Source organism: Pseudomonas sp. GM24, assembly GCF_000282235.1.
Classification (GTDB): domain Bacteria; phylum Pseudomonadota; class Gammaproteobacteria; order Pseudomonadales; family Pseudomonadaceae; genus Aquipseudomonas.
In genome coordinates, this window is record NZ_AKJR01000031.1 from 1 (window position 1) to 20,333 (window position 20,333).

Sequence of the window (20,333 nt, forward strand, 5' to 3'; positions counted from 1 at the left end):
TGAGCCTGCTCGCGATAGCGGTGTATCAGTTACTCATGATTAAACTGACACACCGCTATCGCGAGCAGGCTCACTCCTACAGTAGATCGTTGTTGGGTTCAGGATTGCGGGACGCCGTTTTCCCACGCCGACCAGTTTTTCAGTATGTCCTGCACCAGAGGATTCCCCGCGCGATAGAGGTTTTCCAGCGCCGGCACGAAGCCGCCCTGATCGGCGTATTTGAGCAGGTTATCCACTTCACTGCCGCCCGGCTCCGGGCGGTCAAAGTCGGAGCCTGCACGCACCACGGCGAGGCGTTGGACATCGACCAGACCTTCACGACCGGCACGCAGCAAGGCCTCGTAGGTCGAGTTGTCTTCCTGCTGCGTCGTGCAGTATTCGCCCTTGTTGTCGGTGAGCAACTTGGTCCAGACCTCGGCCCGCTCGCTCAGGCGCGTTCCGGAAAACCAGGTGTTGCCGGCCAGTGTGTCGCAGCGCGTCACCACCGGCGGCTGATTGGCCGGGGCCGACGGATATTTCAGACGCCACGCGGCGGACTCTTTGCTTTCGCTCAGTTCGACCTTGTGGCTCAGGGCGAAGGCCTTGGCCTGCAGCTTCGGGTTGAGTTCAAAGACTTCGGTCTTGTAATCCAGCGGCGGTTTTTCGTTCGGCCCTTTGGTGTTGATGCCCAGATAGCCGGTCGGCCAGGTCGACGGCGCATCACGCGAATCGATCTCCCACTGCGTGCCGAATTCCACCAGATAGTGCGCCCATGCAGCGGTGCCGATGGTCCCGTGTTTCGGGCTGATGCCGGCAATGCCGGCGATCAGGAAGTAGCTTTTGCGCAGGTCGAATTTCGGCGACAGCGCCAACGCCAATGTCGAGGCGGCCGCATTGGTCTGGCCCATGCCGGTGGTCAACAGGCACACCTGCTGCGTGTTGCAGCGAATGCTCGGGTACTCGGCGGACAGGCCCGGCACGCGGACTTCCTGCTTCAGTTCAAGGCGATCAATCCAGTGCTGCGCCTCAGGGGCGAACATGGTGATCAACACGACTTTCGGTTGCATCGGGGCCTCGGCCGCCCACGCGGTGGAGGAGAGCAGGGCCGCACCGGCCAGGGTCAAACGCATCATTGCTTGCATGGAAAACTCCTTGATTCAGAACTGATAACCGACGCCGGCGTAGTAACCCCAGCCGTTGGAACGCGCGCGGAAATTGCCATCGCCAAAATTCAGCTCGCTGCCGTCTTCCCAGTTGCCGCCGTTGTGGAAATAACGGCCGACCAGGGTGAAGCGCAAGTGCGTGAACGAGTAGAGCAGGACGTTGGTCGCCACCGTCGCATTGGCGGTGCGCGCCGGGTTGTCCTTGTGGATGTCCGAGCCGAAATCGAAGTTGGTGAAGCCGATGTAGGTCAATGAGGCGCCGTTGCTGAATTTATCGATCGGCACGATGTACTTGAGCTGTGCGCGGTAGCCGTCCCAGGAATATTCGTTGCTGGCACCGTAATTTTCCCACTGATAGCGACCGTACAGATTGGCCGACAGGTTGACCCGCGAGTGCGTATCGATGTCGGTGCCGAAACCGCTGTACAGCGTGTTGGCGCGGTTCTCTTTGCGGCTGCCGTGGTCGTAGATCCAGTCGAACGCCACATACCATTCCTTGAACGGACCGATGGCCAGGCTGCGGCCAGCGAGGTAGTCGATGGAGATGCGCGGTTCGTGCTCCATGAACACCGGCGAGCCGTGATCCCACACGCCTTTGTCGTGGCTGTTGCCGATGTTGAAGATCTTCGGAATGTCGATGTAGCCGTACAGTTCGAACGGACCTTTGCGGCCGAAGTACTCGTATTCCAGATAGATATCGTCGGCCGGTTGCGGGCCGAAGCTGATGTCCTTGCTGCCGATCAGCATCAGGTCCTGGTTGTACCAGTCCGAGAGGTAGGCGCCTTTTTTCGGCGGGCTGGCTTCGGGGCTGAGGGCTTCGCCCTGGGCGGATTCTTCTTTGGCTGCCGGTTGCGCCAGAGCGCTGTGGCTGAGAAGTCCGGTAACGCCGGTCAGTAGCAAGGAAACAGCAAGCGTGCACGAGAAAGGTGCGCGAAAAGGGCATGCAATGGCCATTCAAAGTCCTTTTTTGCGGATCGAGGCCCGTGTTCCGTGGGCTTGTACGGTTTTGTTACGAAAACGTTGGGATTGACGTTACGCAAACGTTTGCACAAGGCGTACCAGTTTTCTCAATGCCATGAAATATCGAAGAATTCGCAAATTTAACTGACGGACTGATCAGGTATAACTGATCACCGTAAACCCCTGTAGGCCTTCGCCTGCTCGCGATGGCGGTGTGTCAGAAAAGTATCCGTAAACTGACACACCGCCATCGCGAGCAGGCGAAGGCCTACAGGTTCTGCGACAGGTTGAAGGCCCACGAATACGGGCTGAAACGCTTATTCCAGACCCCTCTAGTATTAAAGTATTAACACCATTTAATCCGTGCCCCATTGCCGGGCGTCTACTAGCTTTGTCCCCAATCAACGGTTTTGTGATGACCGTCGAAGTCTTGATTCGCGTGTGGAATAAGCACGGCTCTTCGCGCGCTCAAGGAAGAATTTGGCCACGACAAGGAGTAGCCCGTGGAAGCAAGGTTTGGTGTCGCCCTCGTTTCGCGCTTTTCCCCTCTTTCCCTTGCTGTGCATCTGAGTGTCGCCGGGCTGTTGTTCGGCGGCGTCAGCGCTCCTGCGTTGGCCACGTGCTCCACGGCGGGTTCAACGGTGACCTGCACCGGCGTGCCGAGCCTGCCGCTGTTTCTCAACAACTTCTCCAGCGCCACCAGTGGTTTGACGGTCAACGTCAACAGCGGGGCGCAGATGAATGCGACCCTCGGCGGCCATGTGATGGACCTGACCGGGGTGAACATTTCCCTGAACAACTCCGGCACGCTCGACCCGGCACTGCTCGGCCTGGTCTCGGTGCTGAGCGGCGGCGCGTTCATTGGCACTGGCGCTACGAGTACGGTCAGCGTGCTCAACAACGCCAGCGGGATCATCCGTGGTACGGGCATGCTGCTCGGGCTCAACCTGACCAGCATCGACGGCCTCGGCATTGCGGTGAACAACGCTGCTGCCGGCACCACCAGCATCACCAACAACGGCACCATCACCTCGACCGGTTTGTCGATCGGCGGCATCACCCTCGCCGACACCCCGGTGGTCGGCGTCTACGGCGGCTCGCAGGTCAACATGACCAACAGCAGCACCGGTGTGATCAACGGCCGGATCGCGTTCGAAACATCGGCGGCCGGCAATACCTTCACCAACGCCGGTGCGATTACCGGCGGCGTGTCGATGGGCGCGGCCAGCACCAACACCTTCACCGCGGTGACCGGTTCCAGCGTCAACGTCGGTGACGGTGTACAGATCAGCGTCGGCCTCGGCGGGTTGATCGGCATCAATCTGACCTTCGCTCCGACCGGCACGGTCGATGGTGGCGCGGGCGGCACCAACAGCCTGATCCTGCAAAACCCGATCGGCGTCGGCGGCGGCACCACGGGTGTCGGCACCGCATCGAGCGCGACCTACGTCAACTTCAACAACCTGACCCTCAACAGCGGCACCTGGACCTTGCAGGGGCCATTGGTCAGCGGCGCGACCACGCTTAACGGTGGTGTCGCCCAGTTCAACAACAACGCCACGTTCGGCAGCGGCGTGATCACCTCCAACGGCGGGATACTCCAGGCCAGCAATGCCGGGTTGAACGTCAGTAACCTGATTTCCCTCGGCGCGGGCGGCGTGACAGTGCAAGGTACCAACGCCACCACCCTGAGCGGCGTCATTTCCGGCAGCGGCGGCCTGACCAAAGTCGGTTCCGGGCAACTGAGCCTCAGCGCCGCCAACACCTACCTGGGCAACACCACGCTCAACGGCGGCACCGTGCAGTTGGGCAACAACCTGGCGCTGAGCACCGGCACCCTCAACGTCACTGGCGCGACAACGTTGAGCGCCCCGGGCACGATCAGCCTGAACAACGCCATCAGCCTCGGCGGCACCTTGACCGCCGGCGGCACTGGCGCGCTGACCCTCGGCGGTTTGATCAGCGGCAGCAGCGGCCTGACCAAAACCGGCAGCGGCAGCCTGACTGTCAGTGGCGCCAACAGCGGGTTCACCGGCACCACCACCCTGAGCGCCGGCACCCTGCTGGTGACCAACAACAACTCGCTGGGTAGTGGCGCGCTGAATACCGCCGCCGGCACCAGTCTGGACAGCACCACCAACGTTACCCTGGCCAACAACATCGGCATGACCGGTGCGCTCAACGTGCTCGGCAGCAATGCCCTGACACTCGGCGGCGTGTTGTCCGGCACTGGTGGGATTACCAAATCCGGCAGCGCCAGCCTGACCTTGAGCGGCAACAACACCAACAGCGGTAACACGCTGCTCAATGCCGGCAGCCTGTTCGTTGGCAGCAACACCGCGCTGGGTACGGGCGTGTTGAACGCGGCGGCCGGTACCACACTGGATGCGACCACGGCGGTGACTCTCGCCAACGCCGTCGCGCTGGCGGCCGATCTGACCATCGGCGGCACGCAGGCGCTGGGTTTGAGCGGCGTCATCAGCGGTGCCGGTAATCTGATCAAGAACGGCACCGCCAACCTCAGCCTCAGCGGCAACAACACCTTTTCCGGCGGTACCGCGCTGAATGCCGGCACGCTGATTGTCGGCTCCAACACCGCGCTGGGCACGGGTGCCTTGACCACGGCGGCGGGCACCACCCTCGATGCCAGCACTGCCGTTGCGCTAACCAACGCAGTCTCACTCGGCGGCAACCTGACTGTCGGCGGCAGTGCCAACCTGACCTTGGGCGGGATTGTCAGCGGCAGCGGCGGGCTGACCAAAAACGGCGCGGCCAACCTGATTCTCAACGGCGCCAACACCTTCCTCGGTGCCGTCGCGTTGAACGCGGGTACGATCACGGCGGGCGCCAACGCGGCGCTGGGCAGTGGCAACATCACCGTCGGCGGCGTGGCCGCCCTCGACAGCAATGCGACGGTGACCCTGAACAATGCCATCATTCTCAACAACAGCCTGGGCATTGGCGGCAGCAACGCGCTGACCCTCGGCGGCGTGATCAGCGGCACCAGCCAACTGGTGAAAAACGGCGCCGCCAATCTCACGCTCAATGGCACCAATACCTACAGCGGCGGCACCACGCTGAATGCCGGCAGCTTGACGGTCGGCAACGGCGCGGCACTGGGCACTGGCGCCTTGTCGGTGGAAGGCGCGGGCACCCTCAACAGCAGTTCGGCCGTGACCCTCAACAACAACGTCATTCTCAACGCCAACCTCACCGCCGGCGGCGCCAATGCGCTGACCCTTGGCGGGGTGATCAGTGGCGGTAACGGTCTGATCAAAACCGGCGCTTCGAGTCTGACCCTCAACGGCAACAACACCTACACGGGCACCACGGCGCTGAACGCCGGTTCACTGATTGTCGGTTCCAGCACCGCCCTGGGCACCGGCACACTCAACGCCTCGAACGGCACCACCCTCGATACCAGTACCGCCGCGACCTTGGCCAACAACGTCAACCTCGCCGGCACTCTGACCCTGGGTGGCTCCAATGCGCTGACCCTCGGCGGCGTGGTCGCCGGTATCGGTGGACTGACCAAGAACGGTGCTGCCGACCTGACCCTCAACGGCGCCAACACCTATTTTGGCAACACCCTGTTGAACACCGGCAAACTGACCGTCGGCAGCAACACCGCGCTGGGTTCCGGCACGTTGAACGCGGCGGCCAACACCACGCTGGATGCCAACACCGCCGTCAGCCTGAACAATGCCGTGGCACTCGCCGGTGCCTTGAACATCGGCGGCACAGCGGATATGACCCTGACCGGTCTGGTCAGCGGGGCTGGCAGTCTGGTGAAAGACGGCGCGGCCAATCTGATTCTCAATGCCGCCAACAACTACCTCGGCGGCACCACGCTGAACGCCGGCACTCTGACCGTCGGCAACAGTTCGGCGCTCGGTTCCGGTGCATTGACCGTCGCTGGCGCCGCGACACTGGACAGCAACTCGCCGCTGGTCAGCCTCAACAACAATGTCGCCCTGAATGCGGCGCTGACCGTGGGCGGTACGCAGAACCTGACCCTCGGCGGCGTGACCAGTGGCACCGGCCAGTTGATCAAGGACGGCGCAGCCAACCTGACCGTCAATGGCAACAACACCTTCAGCGGCGGCACCACACTCAACGCCGGCACGTTGACCCTTGGCAATGCCAACGGTCTGGGCAGTGGCGCATTGCTCGTCGGTGGCGCGGCAACGCTGGATAACAGCGCATCGTTCGGCATCGGCAACGCCATTACCCTGAATGCCGGACTGACCGTCGCCGGCAACAACGATTTGAGCTTGAACGGCATCATTGACGGCGCCGGTAGCCTGACCAAAAACGGCCTTTCAGACCTGACCCTGGCCGGCAATAACACCTTCACTGGCGCGCTGAACATCATTTCGGGCAGCGTCACCACGCTCAATACCAACGCATTGGGCAACACCTCCGGCGTCAACATCAGCGCCGGCGCCGGCCTGAATCTGGGCAGTGACGCCAGCCTCGGCGCGCTGAGCGGCAGCGGCAGTGTGCAACTGACCGGCAGCAACACCCTGACGGTCGGCACCGGCAACGTCACCAGCATCTTTGATGGCGATCTCAGCGGCAGCGGCGGCCTGGTCAAAGTCGGTACCGGCACCTTGAACCTCACTGGCATCAACGGCATTACCGGCAATACCGCGATCGATGGCGGTATCGTGAACCTGAGCGGTTCGCTGGGCAGTGCTCAACTCAACGTCAATACCGGCGGCACCCTGACCGGTACCGGCTCGGCGCTCGGCGCGGTCAACATCAACAACGGTGGGCATCTGGCGTTGGCGTCGGGCAACACCTTGTCGGCGAGTGCTCTGACTCTCGGCGCCGGCAGCAACGTTGATGTGGCACTGGGCACACCGTCGACCGCGTCGCTGATGAACGTCGGCGGCAACCTCACCCTTGACGGCAATCTCAACGTCAGCGATGCCGGCGGTTTCGGCGTTGGTGTGTATCGCCTGTTCAACTACACCGGCGCACTGACCAATCTCGGTCTCGATGTCGCCAGCGTGCCGGTCGGTTACGGCCTCGGCGACCTGGTGGTGCAGACCGGCGTGGCCAATCAGATCAACATTCAAGTGTCGGCGCCGAACGTCAACATTCGTTACTGGGACGGCAGCCAGACCATCGCCAATGGCGTGGTCGATGGCGGCAGCGGCACGTGGAACGCGGTCGGTACCAACTGGACCGACGCCAACGGTTTGGTCAACCAACCGTGGGCCGGCGACTTCGCGGTGTTCCAGGGCACTGCCGGCACGGTGACGGTGAACGGCACGCAAGCGTTTACCGGCATGCAATTCCTCACCGATGGCTACAACGTGGTCAGCGGAGCGGCGGGGCAACTCACGGCGGTCAACGGCACCGGCGGCACCACTTCGTTGCGCGTCGATCCGGGCGTCACGGCGACCATCAATGCCAATATCGATGGCAGCGGCATCCTTAATAAACTTGACGCCGGCACCCTGGTGCTCGGCGGTACCAACACTTACACCGGCGGCACGCAACTGGACGGCGGCAAGATTATCGTCGGCAGCAATACGGCGCTCGGTACCGGTACGCTGACGGCGAATGCCGGTACGCAGCTGGACAGCAACGCGGCGGTGACACTGGCCAACGCGGCGACGCTGAACGGCAACCTGACCATCGTCGGCAGCAATACCCTGACCCTCAACGGCGTGATTGGCGGCACCGGTGGCCTGATCAAAACCGGCGCGGCCAACCTGACCCTCGGCGGCAACAATGCCTTCCTCGGGCCGGTCGCGCTGAATGCCGGCGGACTGGTTCTGGCGTCGAACTCGGCGCTCGGCTCGGGCACGCTGAATGCAGCGGGCGGCACCACGCTGGATGCCAGCACCGGGGTTTCGCTGAGCAACGCGGTCAACCTCGCGGGCAACCTCGGCATTGGCGGCACGGCGGATCTGAGCCTGACCGGCACGGTCAACGGCGCCGGCAGCCTGAGCAAAAACGGCGCGGCCAACCTGAGCCTGAGTGGCAACAATAATTTTCTTGGTGGCGTGACCCTCAACGCGGGCACCCTGACCGCCGGCAGCAACTCGGCGCTGGGTCTGGGCAATCTCACCGTAGCCGGCGCCTCCGCGCTGGACAGCAACAGTGCGCTGAGCCTGGGCAACAACGTCGTGCTCAACGCCAATCTGAGCAACACCGGCAGCAACAACCTGACCCTCGCTGGCGTGGTCAGCGGCGCGGGCGGCTTGATCAAGAACGGCGCGTCGAACCTGACACTCAACGGCATCAACACCTTCACCGGCGGTACCACGCTGAATGCCGGCACGCTGACCCTTGGTACAGGCGCGTCGCTGGGCAGTGGCGCTCTGACCGTGGCCGGCGCTTCCACCCTCGATAACTCCGCGCCGCTGGTGCTGGCCAACAACCTCAACGTCAATGCCAATCTGGCCCTGGCCGGTAACAACAATCTGACCCTCGGCGGTGTCATCGCCGGTGCCGGCACGTTGAGCAAAAATGGTCTGGCCGACGTGACCCTGAGTGGCAACAACACCTTCAGCGGCACCTTCGATGTGGCGTCCGGCAGCCTGACCACGCTGAGTGGCGCAGCGCTGGGCAACAGCGCTACGGTCAATCTCGCGGGCGGCGCGGCGCTGAATCTCGGTGCTTCGGGCAGCCTTGCCAGCCTCACCGGCAGCGGTACTGCGCTGGTCGGTACGGGCAACACGCTGAGCCTCGGTGGCAACAACGTCAGCAGCACCTTCGCCGGCATCCTCAGCGGTGACGGCAGCCTGAGCAAACTTGGCACGGGCACCCTGACCCTCAGCGGCATCAGCGACCTGACCGGCGACACCAACGTCAACGCCGGTACCTTGCAGGTCAACGGTTCGCTGGCCAGCGGCAATGTGCTGGTCAACAACGGCGGCACCCTCGGCGGCAGCGGCACCCTGACCGGTGCCGTGACCGTGGCCGATGGCGGTCATCTGGCTGGCGTCACCGGCAGTACGCTGAGCGTGAGTTCGCTGCTGTTCAACGGCAATTCAAACTTCGACGTTGGCCTCGGTACACCGGTGTCCGGCGGCGGCAATGCGCTGGTCAACGTCGGCGGTAACCTGACCCTCGACGGCACCCTTAATGTCAGCGACATTGGTGGTTTTGGCAGCGGCGTCTATCGTCTGATCGACTACACCGGCGGCCTGACCGACAACGGCATGCTCTTCGGTACGCTGCCGGGCAGCGTGACGCCGGGCGATCTGACCCTGCAAACCGCGCTGGCCAATCAGATCAACCTGCTGGTCACCGCACCGGGCGTCACCGTGCAGTTCTGGGACGGCAATCAACTGGTGGCCAACGGTTCGGTGGAGGGTGGCAGCGGCGCCTGGGGCACCGGCACCACCAACTGGACCGACGTCAACGGCACCACCAACCAGGCCTGGACCAACAGCTTCGCGGTGTTCCAGGGCGCGGCCGGCACAGTGACCGTCAACGGCGCGCAAACCATCACCGGCCTGCAGTTCGTCACCGACGGCTACAGTCTGGTGAACGGCACGGCGGGCTCGTTGAATCTGGTCAATGGTTCGCTGGGCAATGCCACGGTGCGTGTTGATCCCAATGCCACCGCGACCATTGGTGTTGCGCTCAACGGCAGCGGCACATTGGGCAAATACGACACGGGTACGCTGGTGCTCAACGCGGCCAACGGCTACACCGGCGGCACCGCGCTCAATGGCGGCAAGATTGTGGTTGGCAACAACGCGGCGCTCGGCAGCGGTGTGTTGACCGCCGCCGATGGCACGGCGCTGGACAGCAATGCGGCCGTCAGCCTCGGTAACGACGTGGTCGTCAACGGTGGTTTGACCGTTGCCGGTTCCAACGCCTTGACCCTCGGCGGCGTGGTTAGCGGCAGCGGCAGCCTGATCAAGGCCGGCGCGTCGAGCCTGACCCTCAACGGCAGCAACACCTACGGCGGCGGCACTCAACTCGCCGGCGGTACGCTGATCCTCGGCAACAACAGTGCAATCAGCAGCGGTGCACTCAACGTGACCGGCACCGGCACCCTCGACAGCACCTCGGCATTGCAACTGGCCAACACCGTCAACCTTGGCGCGCAACTGATCCTCGCCGGCAACCAGAACACCACGTTGATCGGTGCTGTGACTGGCACCGGCAGTCTGGTGAAAAACGGTAGCGGCGATCTCGTCCTCAGTGGCGCCAACACCTACAGCGGCGGCACCACCCTGAACGGCGGCACGACGCGCGGCGATACCAGCAGCCTGCAAGGTGCAATCGTCAACAACGCGACGCTGACCTTCGAGCAAAACGCCGACGGCAGCTACACCGGCAACCTCACCGGCGCCGGCACGCTGAACAAAACCGGCACTGGTGAACTTCTGCTGGCCGGCAACAACACCTTCACCGGCAACACCTCGGTGCAGGCCGGCAACCTGATCGTCAACGGGGTGCTCAACAGCGCCAACGTCAACGTCGCCAGCGGCGCGAGCATCGGCGGTGGCGGCCAACTCGGCGGCGCCGTGCAACTGGCCAACGGTGCGACGCTGGCCGGTGGCGGTACAGCAACGCCTTTGTCAGTCGGTTCGCTGGCACTGTCGTCGGGAACCAATCTGGACTTCAGCCTCGGCTCGGCGGCCAGTTCGACCACCGTGGTCAATGTTGCCGGCAACCTGACCCTCGACGGTACGCTGAACATCAGCAATGCCGGCGGCTTCGGCACCGGCGTTTATCAACTGTTCAGCTATGGCGGCAGCCTGACCGACAACGGTCTGGTGTATGGCAGCCTGCCGGTGTCGGCGGCCAATCTGACCCTGCAAACGGCTATCGCCAATCAGATCAACCTGCTGGTGCAAGGCACGCCGGGTGAGGTGCAGTTCTGGAACGGTGGCACCACCAACCCGGACGGCAGCATCGGTGGCGGCAGCGGCGTGTGGGGGCCGGGTACTAACTGGACCGATCCGAGCGGTACTCAGGCCCTGGCTTCAAATGGTCAGTTCGCGGTGTTCGGTGGTCAGGCGGGTACGGTTACCGTGCAGGGCAATCAGAACTTCACCGGTGTGCAATTCCTCTCCGGCGGCTACAGCCTGGTTCCGGGGGCTGGCGGGACGTTGACGCCGGTCAATGGCGCCGACGGCAGCCTTGCACCGGTGCGGGTCAATGCCGGCGCGAGTGCAGAAATTTCCACGCCACTGGTGGGCACGGGTGGTATCGAAAAGCTTGATTCCGGCACGTTGGTATTGAGCGGTGCCAACACCTACAGCGGTGGCACCACCGTCAGCGGCGGTACGCTGGTCGGTAACACCACCAGCCTGCAGGGCAATATCCTCGACAACGCCACGCTGGTGTTCCAGCAGAATGCCAATGGTCAGTTCAACGGGGTCCTCAGCGGTCTCGGGGCGATGGCCAAACGCGGTACCGGTACCTTGCTGTTGACCGGTGATAATCCGTTCAGCGGTACCGTCGCGGTTGATCAAGGCGTGCTGCAAGTCGGCAGCCGTTCGGCGCGGGCTTCGTTGGGCGGGCAAGTGACCGTGGCCAACGGTGCAGGGCTGAGCGGTAACGGCAGTGTCGGTTCGGTGATCAACCATGGTGTGGTGGCTTCCGGCGCTGAGGCCGGAACCCTGAGCGTGGCCGGTAACCTGACCAACGCCTCGGATGGCGTGCTGGCGCTGACCGTCAGTTCGCCAACCGCGACGCCGCTGGCCGTCGGTGGTACTGCAAACCTGGGCGGCGCTTTGCAAGTCAACTCGCTGGCACCGTTCACCGGCAACACCACGTATTCGCTGATTACGGCGGGCGGTGGCGTAAACGGCACCTTCAGCGCTGCGGACCTGCCGCAATATGCGTTCCTCAACAGCGCACTGGTGTATGACGCTAATGCGGTGAACCTGGTGGTCAGCCGCAACGGCAATTCCTTCGCCGATGTCGCCGCCACTGGCAACCAGTTCAGAACCGCCACCGCGCTGTCGAACAACGGCCCGGCCGGTGCGGCGTTGCAGAACGAGATCGTCAACCTCAGTGTCGCCGGTGCGCGTAATGCCTTCGACAGTCTGTCCGGTGAGATCCACGCCAGCACCGCCAGCGCCATCCTCGAGGATTCGCGCTACGTGCGTGACGCGGTCAACGATCGCATGCGCCAACCGTCATGCAGCGCGGCGGATGATCCACGCCGTGCCCTGGCGCCAAGTGACAACCAATTGAGCAGCAACGGTTGCCACGGCGAAATGGTCGGCTGGGCGCGGGCACTCGGTGCCTGGGGCGAGTCGGATGGCGACAGCAACGCGGCGAAACTCGACCGTAACCTCAGCGGCTTCATGCTCGGCACCGACAAGCAACTCGATGATCAATGGCGCGTGGGCATGGCCGCCGGTTACACCCGCAGCGACCTCGATGCGCATGATCGTCGCTCGGATGCCACCGTCGAAAGCTACCACCTGGCGGCGTATCTCAATTCGCAGTTTGACGCCTTGGCGGTGCGCCTCGGCGCGGCTTACAGCTGGCACGACATCGAGACCAAACGCAACGTCAGCGTCGGCAGCTACAACGATCGCCTGAAGGCCAATTACGATGCGCGCAGTGCGCAGGTATTCGGTGAAGTCGGCTACGCCATCGACGCTGGCGGCATTGCCCTCGAACCGTTTGCCGGTCTGGCCTACGTCAACTACGACACTGACAAAGCCAAGGAGAAGGGTGGAGTAGGGCGCCTGGAGGCCGATGCCGATCAGGACATCACCTTCTCGACCCTCGGCGTGCGTGCCGGCAAAGTCATCACCCTGGCCAACGGCGGGCAATTCACCCCGCGCGCGGCCATCGGCTGGCGCCATGCCTTTGGTGATACCAAGCCTGACGCCGACCTGACCTTCATCGACGGCGGCGCCTCGTTCAGCACCCAAGGCGTGCCGATTGCCAAGGACAGCGCCATCGTTGAAGCCGGTGTCGACTTCCAGATCAGCCCGACCGGCAAACTCGGCGTCGGCTACTCGGGGCAACTGTCGAACGACAGCAACGACCATGCAATGACCATCAGCTTCAGCCTGGGCTTCTGATTTAGGGTCGAAGCACTTTTAGCCGCCCGTAAGGGCGGTTTTTTTTGCCTTGCCTCAAGCTGCTCGTTCCCACGCTCTGTGTGGGAATGCCTCTAGGGACGCTCCGCGTTCCGGCTCCGGAAGGGACGCGGAGCGTCCCGGTCTGCATTCCCACGCGGAGCGTGGGAACGATCAAAAAACTGCTGCGTCGCGCTCTGCTAGAATCGCCCCCATCAACAGCCTGAGACTCCCCCATGAGCGAGCCGATTCGTCTGACCCAATACAGCCACGGCGCCGGCTGCGGCTGCAAGATTTCCCCGCAGGTGCTGGAAGTGATTCTGGCCGGCAGCGGTGCGCAGAACCTCGACCCGAAACTGTGGGTCGGCAATGCCTCGCGCGATGATGCGGCGGTCTATGAGATCGATGCCGAGCGCGGTGTGGTCTCGACCACGGATTTTTTCATGCCGATCGTCGATGACCCGTTCGACTTCGGCCGCATTGCCGCGACCAATGCGATCAGTGACATCTATGCGATGGGCGGCGATCCGTTGATGGCCATCGCCATTCTCGGCTGGCCGGTCAATGTGCTGGCGCCGGAAGTGGCGCGTGAAGTGATTCGCGGCGGCCGCGCGGTGTGCGACGCGGCGGGCATTCCACTGGCGGGCGGGCATTCGATTGATGCGCCGGAACCGATCTTCGGTCTCGCCGTCACCGGTCTGGTGGAAAAGCGTCACATGAAGCGCAACGACACCGCCACCGCCGGCTGCCTGCTGTACCTGACCAAACCGCTGGGCATCGGCATCCTCACCACCGCCGAGAAAAAAGGCAAATTGCGCGCCGCCGACGTTGGCGTGGCCCGCGACTGGATGTGCACCCTGAACAAACCCGGCAGCCGTTTCGGCAAACTCGCCGGCGTTACCGCCATGACCGATGTCACCGGTTTTGGTCTGCTCGGGCATCTGGTGGAAATGGCCGATGGCAGCCAGCTCACCGCGCGCATCGCTTATGACCGTGTGCCGCGTCTGGACAGCGTCGAGTACTACCTCGATCAGGGCTGCGTTCCCGGCGGTACGCTGCGCAACTTCGACAGCTACGCGAGCAAGGTTGGCCGCGTGCAGGAACTGCACAAACGCGTGCTCTGCGACCCGCAAACCAGCGGTGGTCTGTTGATCGCGGTGACGCCTGAAGGCAATGAAGAGTTTCTCGCCGTAGCCGCCGAACTGGGCCTGAACCTGGCGCCAATCGGCGAACTGGTTGAGCGACAGACGAACGCAGTCGAGGTGATTTGATGCTCCGCGACTGCACTGATTACCGTGATATTTTCCTCAATGACCGGCCAATGATGGACGCCCGTGCGCCGGTCGAATTCTCCCACGGTGCTTTTCCCGGGGTGGTCAACCTGCCGCTGATGAACGATCGTGAGCGCGAACAGGTGGGCACCTGTTACAAACAACACGGACAGCAAGCCGCGATTGCCTTGGGCGAGCGGCTGGTGTCCGCCGAGGTCAGAGAGCGGCGCATTCAAGGCTGGGTTGAGTTTGCCCGTAACCACCCCGATGGCTATCTGTATTGTTTCCGCGGCGGCCTGCGTTCACAGATCGTCCAGCAATGGATCAAGGACGAGGGCGGCATCGATTATCCGCGTGTCGGCGGCGGCTACAAGGCCATGCGCACATTCCTCCTGGAGACAGTCGATCAGGCTGTGGCCGAATGCGATCTGGTCCTGCTCGGCGGCATGACCGGTACTGGCAAGACTGAAGTGCTGGTGCAGTTGAGCAATGGTCTGGATCTGGAAGGTCACGCCAATCATCGCGGCTCGAGTTTTGGCAAGCGTGCCACCGGGCAGCCGACCAATATCGATTTCGAAAACCGCCTGGCTGTCGATGTGCTGAAAAAACGCGCAGGCGGGATCAACCAGTTTGTTCTGGAAGACGAGAGTCGGGTGGTCGGCAGCTGTGCCTTGCCATTACCGCTCTACCGGGGCATGCAGGCGGCACCACTGGTCTGGCTGGAAGATAGCCTCGAGAGTCGGGTCGAGCGAATTCTGCAGGATTATGTCATCGACCTGTACGCCGAGTTCGTCGCGGTTCACGGCGAGCAGGGTTTTGCTTTGTATGCCGAGCGATTGATTTCCAGCCTGAACAATATTCAACGTCGGTTGGGTGGCGAGCGCTATCAACGCATGTATTTGCAGATGGAAGCGGCGCTGTCCGAACAGGCGCGCAGCGGGTCGGTCGAGCTGTTCCGTGAGTGGATCGGCGTACTGCTACGCGATTATTACGACCCGATGTATGTGTTTCAGCGCGAGAAGAAGGGCGGGCGGATCGAGTTTGCCGGGGAGCGTGGAGCGGTGCTTGAGTATCTGCGTGAGCGGGGGAATCAGAAGGTTTGATAGTGCTTTTGCTGGCCTCATCGCTGGCAAGCCAGCTCCCACAGGTATTGCGGATGTATATGGAATTTGTGTACACCCTGGAACCCTGTGGGAGCTGGCTTGCCAGCGATGGGGCCGGTTCAGACAGAAGATGACTCAGGTCGGACACGTTTCCTTGCCATGATCCAGCCCCTGCTTGTAGCTGTGGCTTTGCAAACTGGCCTTGCCGTTGTGCCAGGTCAGCGTCAGTACATACAGCGAGTCAAAGTCGTTGCCCGCCCAGTCCTCGGTGATGTTCTGTTTCTCGCCGACCGCTTTGCCCGCCACCTTGTTGATCAGCTCCGGCAGATAGCCGTGGGACCAGGCGGTGTAGATCGTCGAGTTGTGATACTTGTCTTCCAGCAGTTCGCGGGCCAGATCGCTGGTGTCGTTGGCCGAGAACTCGATGTTCACCGGCAGGCCGAGCTTGATCGCGGCGGGGCTGATGGTCATCAATGGACGGATGTAGCTGTAGGAGTTGTCCAGCTCACCTTCCTCGACATTGCGCGTCGGGTTGGCGGCGAACACGTAATCGGCCTTGCCGAATTTTTCCGGCAGCAGCGTCGACAGGTCGATGGCGCGGTTCAGGCCCTGACAGTTGAGCTGGCCGAGCCCGCCCTCGGGTTTTTCTGCGTGGCGCAGGAACACCAGTGTCTGGGTGCCGTCCACCGGTTGCGCGCGGCTTTCGCTGGACTCAAGCGACAGGAACAGTGCACTGACGGCCAGCAGGGAAGGCAGGGCCACATACGCGCGGTGTTTGAAACGTTTGGCGAATCGCATAAGGATCGTCATGAAATAAAGGGTTCTTCAGCAAATTCGGTTAAGGCTGACAAACCTTTACACCGCGGGCTCCCAGCACCGGGTGTTTTCCCTGTCGTGAACGGCTTCCTCTGCAACAAACGCATAGCTCAGAGTCCCCTGAGGGCCGTTTGGTTCGATCGTAAGAGTGCGCAGCACTCTAACGGCAACCTTCAACGGTCTGGCCGCAGGTTAGCGACAGGATGTTACGGGTTCATGTAGGCGCTCCGAAGGCTGCGATCGTTTTGCAGACTGCAAAGCCTCAAGATCAAAAGATCGCAGCCTGCGCAGCGCCTACATTATGATCAGGCTTTAATTTGTGACTGGATGCTTCTCATGACCGATCTGTCCACGTTCCCGATCACCCAGAAATGGCCGGCGCAGTACCCTGACTGGATTCAGCTCTATTCCTTGCCGACGCCTAACGGCGTCAAAGTCTCGATCATGCTTGAGGAAATCGGCCTGCCGTACGAACCGCACAAGGTCGCTTTCGACAACAATGATCAACTGTCCGCCGAGTTCCTGTCGCTGAATCCGAACAACAAGATTCCGGCGATCCTCGATCCGCACGGCCCTGATGATCAGCCGCTGCCGCTGTTCGAATCCGGTGCGATCCTGATTTATCTGGCCGACAAAAGCGGTCAGTTGCTGGCGCAGGAAGGCGCGCTGCGTTACGAGACCATCCAGTGGTTGATGTTCCAGATGGGTGGTATCGGTCCGATGTTCGGCCAGTTGGGTTTCTTCAACAAATTCGCCGGCAAGGATTACGAAGACAAGCGTCCGCGTGATCGTTATGTCGACGAAAGCAAACGCCTGCTCAAGGTGCTCGACGGCCGGCTCGAGGGCCGTGACTGGATCATGGGCGAGCGCTATACCATCGCTGATATCGCCACGTTTCCGTGGGTGCGTAACTTGATCGGATTTTATGAAGCCGGTGATCTGGTTGGCATCAGCAACTTCCCGAATGTCACCCGTGTGCTTGAGCGTTTCCTCGCGCGTCCGGCAGTCATTCGCGGCCTGACCATTCCCTCGTAATTTTCGGACTACACACATAACCCTGTGGGAGCTGGCAAGCCAGCTCCCACAGGGATTTACAGTGTTCTGAAAGATTGTTACACCCCCAGTAATGCACTCTTGATTGATCCAGGTTTGTACCCCAACCCCCGCAAGGCATAAGCTTCGCCCCCTACGACTTTCGTCTCATCTGCCGTTTTCAGGAAAGGCCCTCATGTCCAGTCAGTTCCCCGAAGCACGTCCCCGCCGTCTGCGCCGCAATGCGAGCCTGCGCAGCCTGTTCCAGGAAACCGAATTCAGCCTGAACGATCTGGTCCTGCCGATTTTCGTTGAAGAAGAAATCGACGACTTCGTGCCGATCAACAGCATGCCCGGGGTGATGCGCATTCCCGAGTGCAAACTGGCCAGTGAAATCGAGCGCTATGCCCGCGCCGGCATCAAGTCGGTGATGACCTTCGGCGTGTCCCACCATCTGGACAGCAACGGCAGCGACACCTGGCGCGAAGAAGGTCTGGTCTCGCGCATGTCGCGCATTGCCAAAGATGCCGTGCCGGAAATGATCGTGATGTCCGACACCTGCTTCTGCGAATACACCGATCACGGCCACTGCGGCGTGATGCACAACCATGAAGTCGACAACGACCAGACCCTGATCAACCTCGGCAAACAAGCCGTGGCAGCGGCCCGCGCCGGTGCGGACGTGATCGCGCCGTCGGCAGCGATGGACGGTCAGGTGCGGGCGATTCGCCAGGCCCTGGATGCGGCCGGATTTACTCAAATTCCGATCATGGCCTATTCGACCAAATTTGCCTCGGCGCTTTACGGTCCGTTCCGCGAGGCCGGCGGCAGTGCGCTGAAGGGCGACCGCAAAAGCTACCAGATGAACCCGATGAACCGCCGAGAAGCCCTGCGCGAATCGCTGCTCGACGAGCAGGAAGGCGCCGATGCGCTGATGGTCAAACCGGCCGGCGCTTACCTCGACATCATCCGAGACATTCGTGAGGGCTCGAACCTGCCGCTGGCGGCGTATCAGGTCAGTGGCGAATACGCGATGATCAAGTTCGGCGCGCAGGCCGGGGCGATCGATGAGGATCGTGTGGTGCGCGAAAGCCTGGGCGCGATCAAGCGTGCAGGCGCTGATTTGATCTTCACTTACTTTGCGATGGATCTGGCACTGGCCGGGATCTAAAGACCAACGCACAACCCTGTGGGAGCTGGCTTGCCAGCGATAGCGTCAGCACAGTCAAAATCAATCTTGACTGATCCACCGCTATCGCTGGCAAGCCAGCTCCCACAGGTTCTTGTGGTTTCCTTGGGTCAGAGGCAGGCAAAGAACGGCCGGATGCCGTGATCGCGGAAGTAGCGTTCAATCACCTTCGGATCCGCGCTGTTTTCGGCAATCGCCACATAGGTATCCGGGCGCAGCAGATAAAAACCGTTACGCCCCAACCCCGCCGTTTCAAACGCCGGGCGCCAGTCGAACACATGCAGCGGCAAATGATGTTCGTGGCACCAGGCAATCATTTCGTCGCTTGTGTCGCCGTAGACATGCACCTGCCAGCACGGCTGTCTCAGCGGTTCGTAATTATCTCCCTCACCATCATGCGCCCACGGCAAGCGGTCGCCGCCGTGCACATGGCCGGCCGCGCCCTGACTCAGAGGCATGCCGCGATAGTTGAGGGTGACCTGCGAAACGGTGCGAAAAAGGAACTCGCGACTGGCCTCGAACGAGGCCATTTTCGGGATCAGAAACGGTGCCACACGCATGCGCAGCAGATCGGCCATGCGCCCCTCGGCGGTGACGAAACTGAAGACTTTGTCGGTGGTCGACACCAGTCGACGGGCGAAGGCCTTGCGTTCGGTTTCGTAGCTGTCGAGCAGGCTCGGTTCAGCGGCGCCGCTGAGCACTGCGGCAAGTTTCCACGCCAGATTGATCGCGTCGCCGATGCCGGTGTTCATGCCCTGACCGCCCGCCGGGCTGTGCACATGCGCGGCATCGCCGAGCAGAAACGCGCGGCCACTGCGAAAGTGCTCAGCCACGCGGTGATGCACGCGGTAGGTCGAGAACCAATGGACATCTTCGATATGCACTTTCAGGTGTTCGATGGCACGGCTGCTGACATCAGAAAATTCCAGGGTTTCGGCGCGATCCGCACGTTCGTCACGCACGGTGCCGATCAGCCTTGCGCGGCCTTCGCCGGCGAGAGGAAACACGGCGAGAAAGTCCGCTTCATCCAGATCCAGATGCAACTCGCCGTTCATCGCCGGGCCGCTGGCCTTGACATCTGCCACGTAGAAAATCTGCTGATAGGTGCCGCCGGGGAAACCAGTGTCGAGGGTTTTGCGCACGACTGAGCGGGCGCCGTCACAGCCGGCCAGATAACAGGCCTGGCAGATTTCCTGCTCGCCATCGGGCAGGCGCAGATGCGCGGTGAGGCCATCGCCGGTTTCCTCGAAACTGTCCAGCGTGGTGTTGCGTTCGACCGTGACGCCGTAGTCTTCGAGACGCTCGATCAGCAGTCGTTCATGTTCATCCTGCGGGAAGATTTCAACGAACGCGTAGGGCGTCAGGCCTTCGCCGATGCGGTTCAGCGGCAATTGCGCGACCGGTTTGCCATTGACCCAGAAATTCGCCGCCGCCACCCGATGGCCGTTGCGCACAATAGTGTCGGCGAGGTCCAGTTGCCGGTACAACTCAAGGGTGCGCGCCTGCACCGCCAACGCTCGCGAAGTGGTGCCGGGCGCGGAGGTTTTATCGATGATGCGCACGCGTACGCCGAGTTTGCTCAGCCACAGGGCCAGCACCAGCCCGGTCGGGCCGGCGCCGATGATCAGGACGTCGCTGCGGTTCATGGGCCTGTCCTCCGTTTGCTGTGCAGCAAGTATGGATCAGCAGGAGCGGGTGGCCAGTTGATCGGCCAGACGGAGAAAGGCCCCGCAGCGGTGGGGCTGTGGGGCCTTTTTTCGGGTGTTCGGCAGGAGATTTTGGTGACAGTGAAATTT

General features: G+C 62.1%; 9 protein-coding genes. 5 read left to right on the plus strand and 4 right to left on the minus strand.

Going from position 1 to position 20,333, the window contains the following annotated elements; genetic code table 11:
* Nucleotides 1-98: 98 nt before the first annotated feature.
* Both PMI23_RS05380 and PMI23_RS05385 read right to left on the minus strand, forming a co-directional pair.
* A complete protein-coding gene (locus PMI23_RS05380) occupies nucleotides 99-1,121 on the minus strand; it encodes a purine-nucleoside phosphorylase (protein WP_007919018.1) in 1,023 nt (340 codons plus the stop codon).
* Between the two features lie 15 nt (nucleotides 1,122-1,136).
* Nucleotides 1,137-2,096, minus strand: a complete 960-nt coding sequence (locus PMI23_RS05385; protein ID WP_007919016.1) for a nucleoside-specific channel-forming protein Tsx — start codon at nucleotides 2,094-2,096, stop codon at nucleotides 1,137-1,139.
* 509 nt (nucleotides 2,097-2,605) lie between these two features.
* Here PMI23_RS05385 and PMI23_RS05390 point away from each other — a divergent pair.
* The 3 genes from PMI23_RS05390 to mnmH all read left to right on the plus strand — a co-directional run bounded on the left by PMI23_RS05390 (nucleotide 2,606) and on the right by mnmH (nucleotide 15,500).
* Nucleotides 2,606-13,129 (plus strand): autotransporter-associated beta strand repeat-containing protein, encoded by a 10,524-nt coding sequence (locus PMI23_RS05390; RefSeq protein ID WP_007949678.1) that lies wholly within the window; start codon nucleotides 2,606-2,608, stop codon nucleotides 13,127-13,129.
* Between the two features lie 233 nt (nucleotides 13,130-13,362).
* Nucleotides 13,363-14,397 carry a selenide, water dikinase SelD gene (gene selD, locus PMI23_RS05395; protein ID WP_007918229.1) on the plus strand — a complete coding sequence of 345 codons (1,035 nt, stop codon included), beginning with the start codon at nucleotides 13,363-13,365 and terminating at the stop codon, nucleotides 14,395-14,397.
* Complete coding sequence (gene mnmH / locus PMI23_RS05400) at nucleotides 14,397-15,500, plus strand: tRNA 2-selenouridine(34) synthase MnmH (protein WP_007918231.1); 1,104 nt, start codon at nucleotides 14,397-14,399, stop codon at nucleotides 15,498-15,500. Before selD ends, mnmH begins: the two co-directional genes overlap by 1 nt.
* A gap of 135 nt (nucleotides 15,501-15,635) precedes the next feature.
* Here the strand turns inward: mnmH and PMI23_RS05405 are convergent, their stop codons facing one another.
* Complete coding sequence (locus PMI23_RS05405) at nucleotides 15,636-16,310, minus strand: hypothetical protein (protein WP_007918234.1); 675 nt, start codon at nucleotides 16,308-16,310, stop codon at nucleotides 15,636-15,638.
* 342 nt (nucleotides 16,311-16,652) lie between these two features.
* On the opposite strand from PMI23_RS05405, the gene PMI23_RS05410 reads away from it, so the two are divergent.
* On the plus strand, nucleotides 16,653-17,351 hold the full coding sequence (locus PMI23_RS05410) for a glutathione binding-like protein (RefSeq protein WP_007918236.1): 699 nt from the start codon (nucleotides 16,653-16,655) through the stop codon (nucleotides 17,349-17,351).
* Between the two features lie 193 nt (nucleotides 17,352-17,544).
* Nucleotides 17,545-18,519 carry a porphobilinogen synthase gene (gene hemB, locus PMI23_RS05415; RefSeq protein WP_007918237.1) on the plus strand — a complete coding sequence of 325 codons (975 nt, stop codon included), beginning with the start codon at nucleotides 17,545-17,547 and terminating at the stop codon, nucleotides 18,517-18,519.
* A 128-nt stretch (nucleotides 18,520-18,647) separates the two neighbouring features.
* Here hemB and PMI23_RS05420 read toward each other — a convergent pair whose 3' ends face one another.
* Entirely contained in the window at nucleotides 18,648-20,183 is a 1,536-nt protein-coding gene (locus PMI23_RS05420) for an FAD-dependent oxidoreductase (RefSeq protein WP_007918238.1), read from the minus strand.
* Between the last annotated feature and the right edge of the window lie 150 nt (nucleotides 20,184-20,333).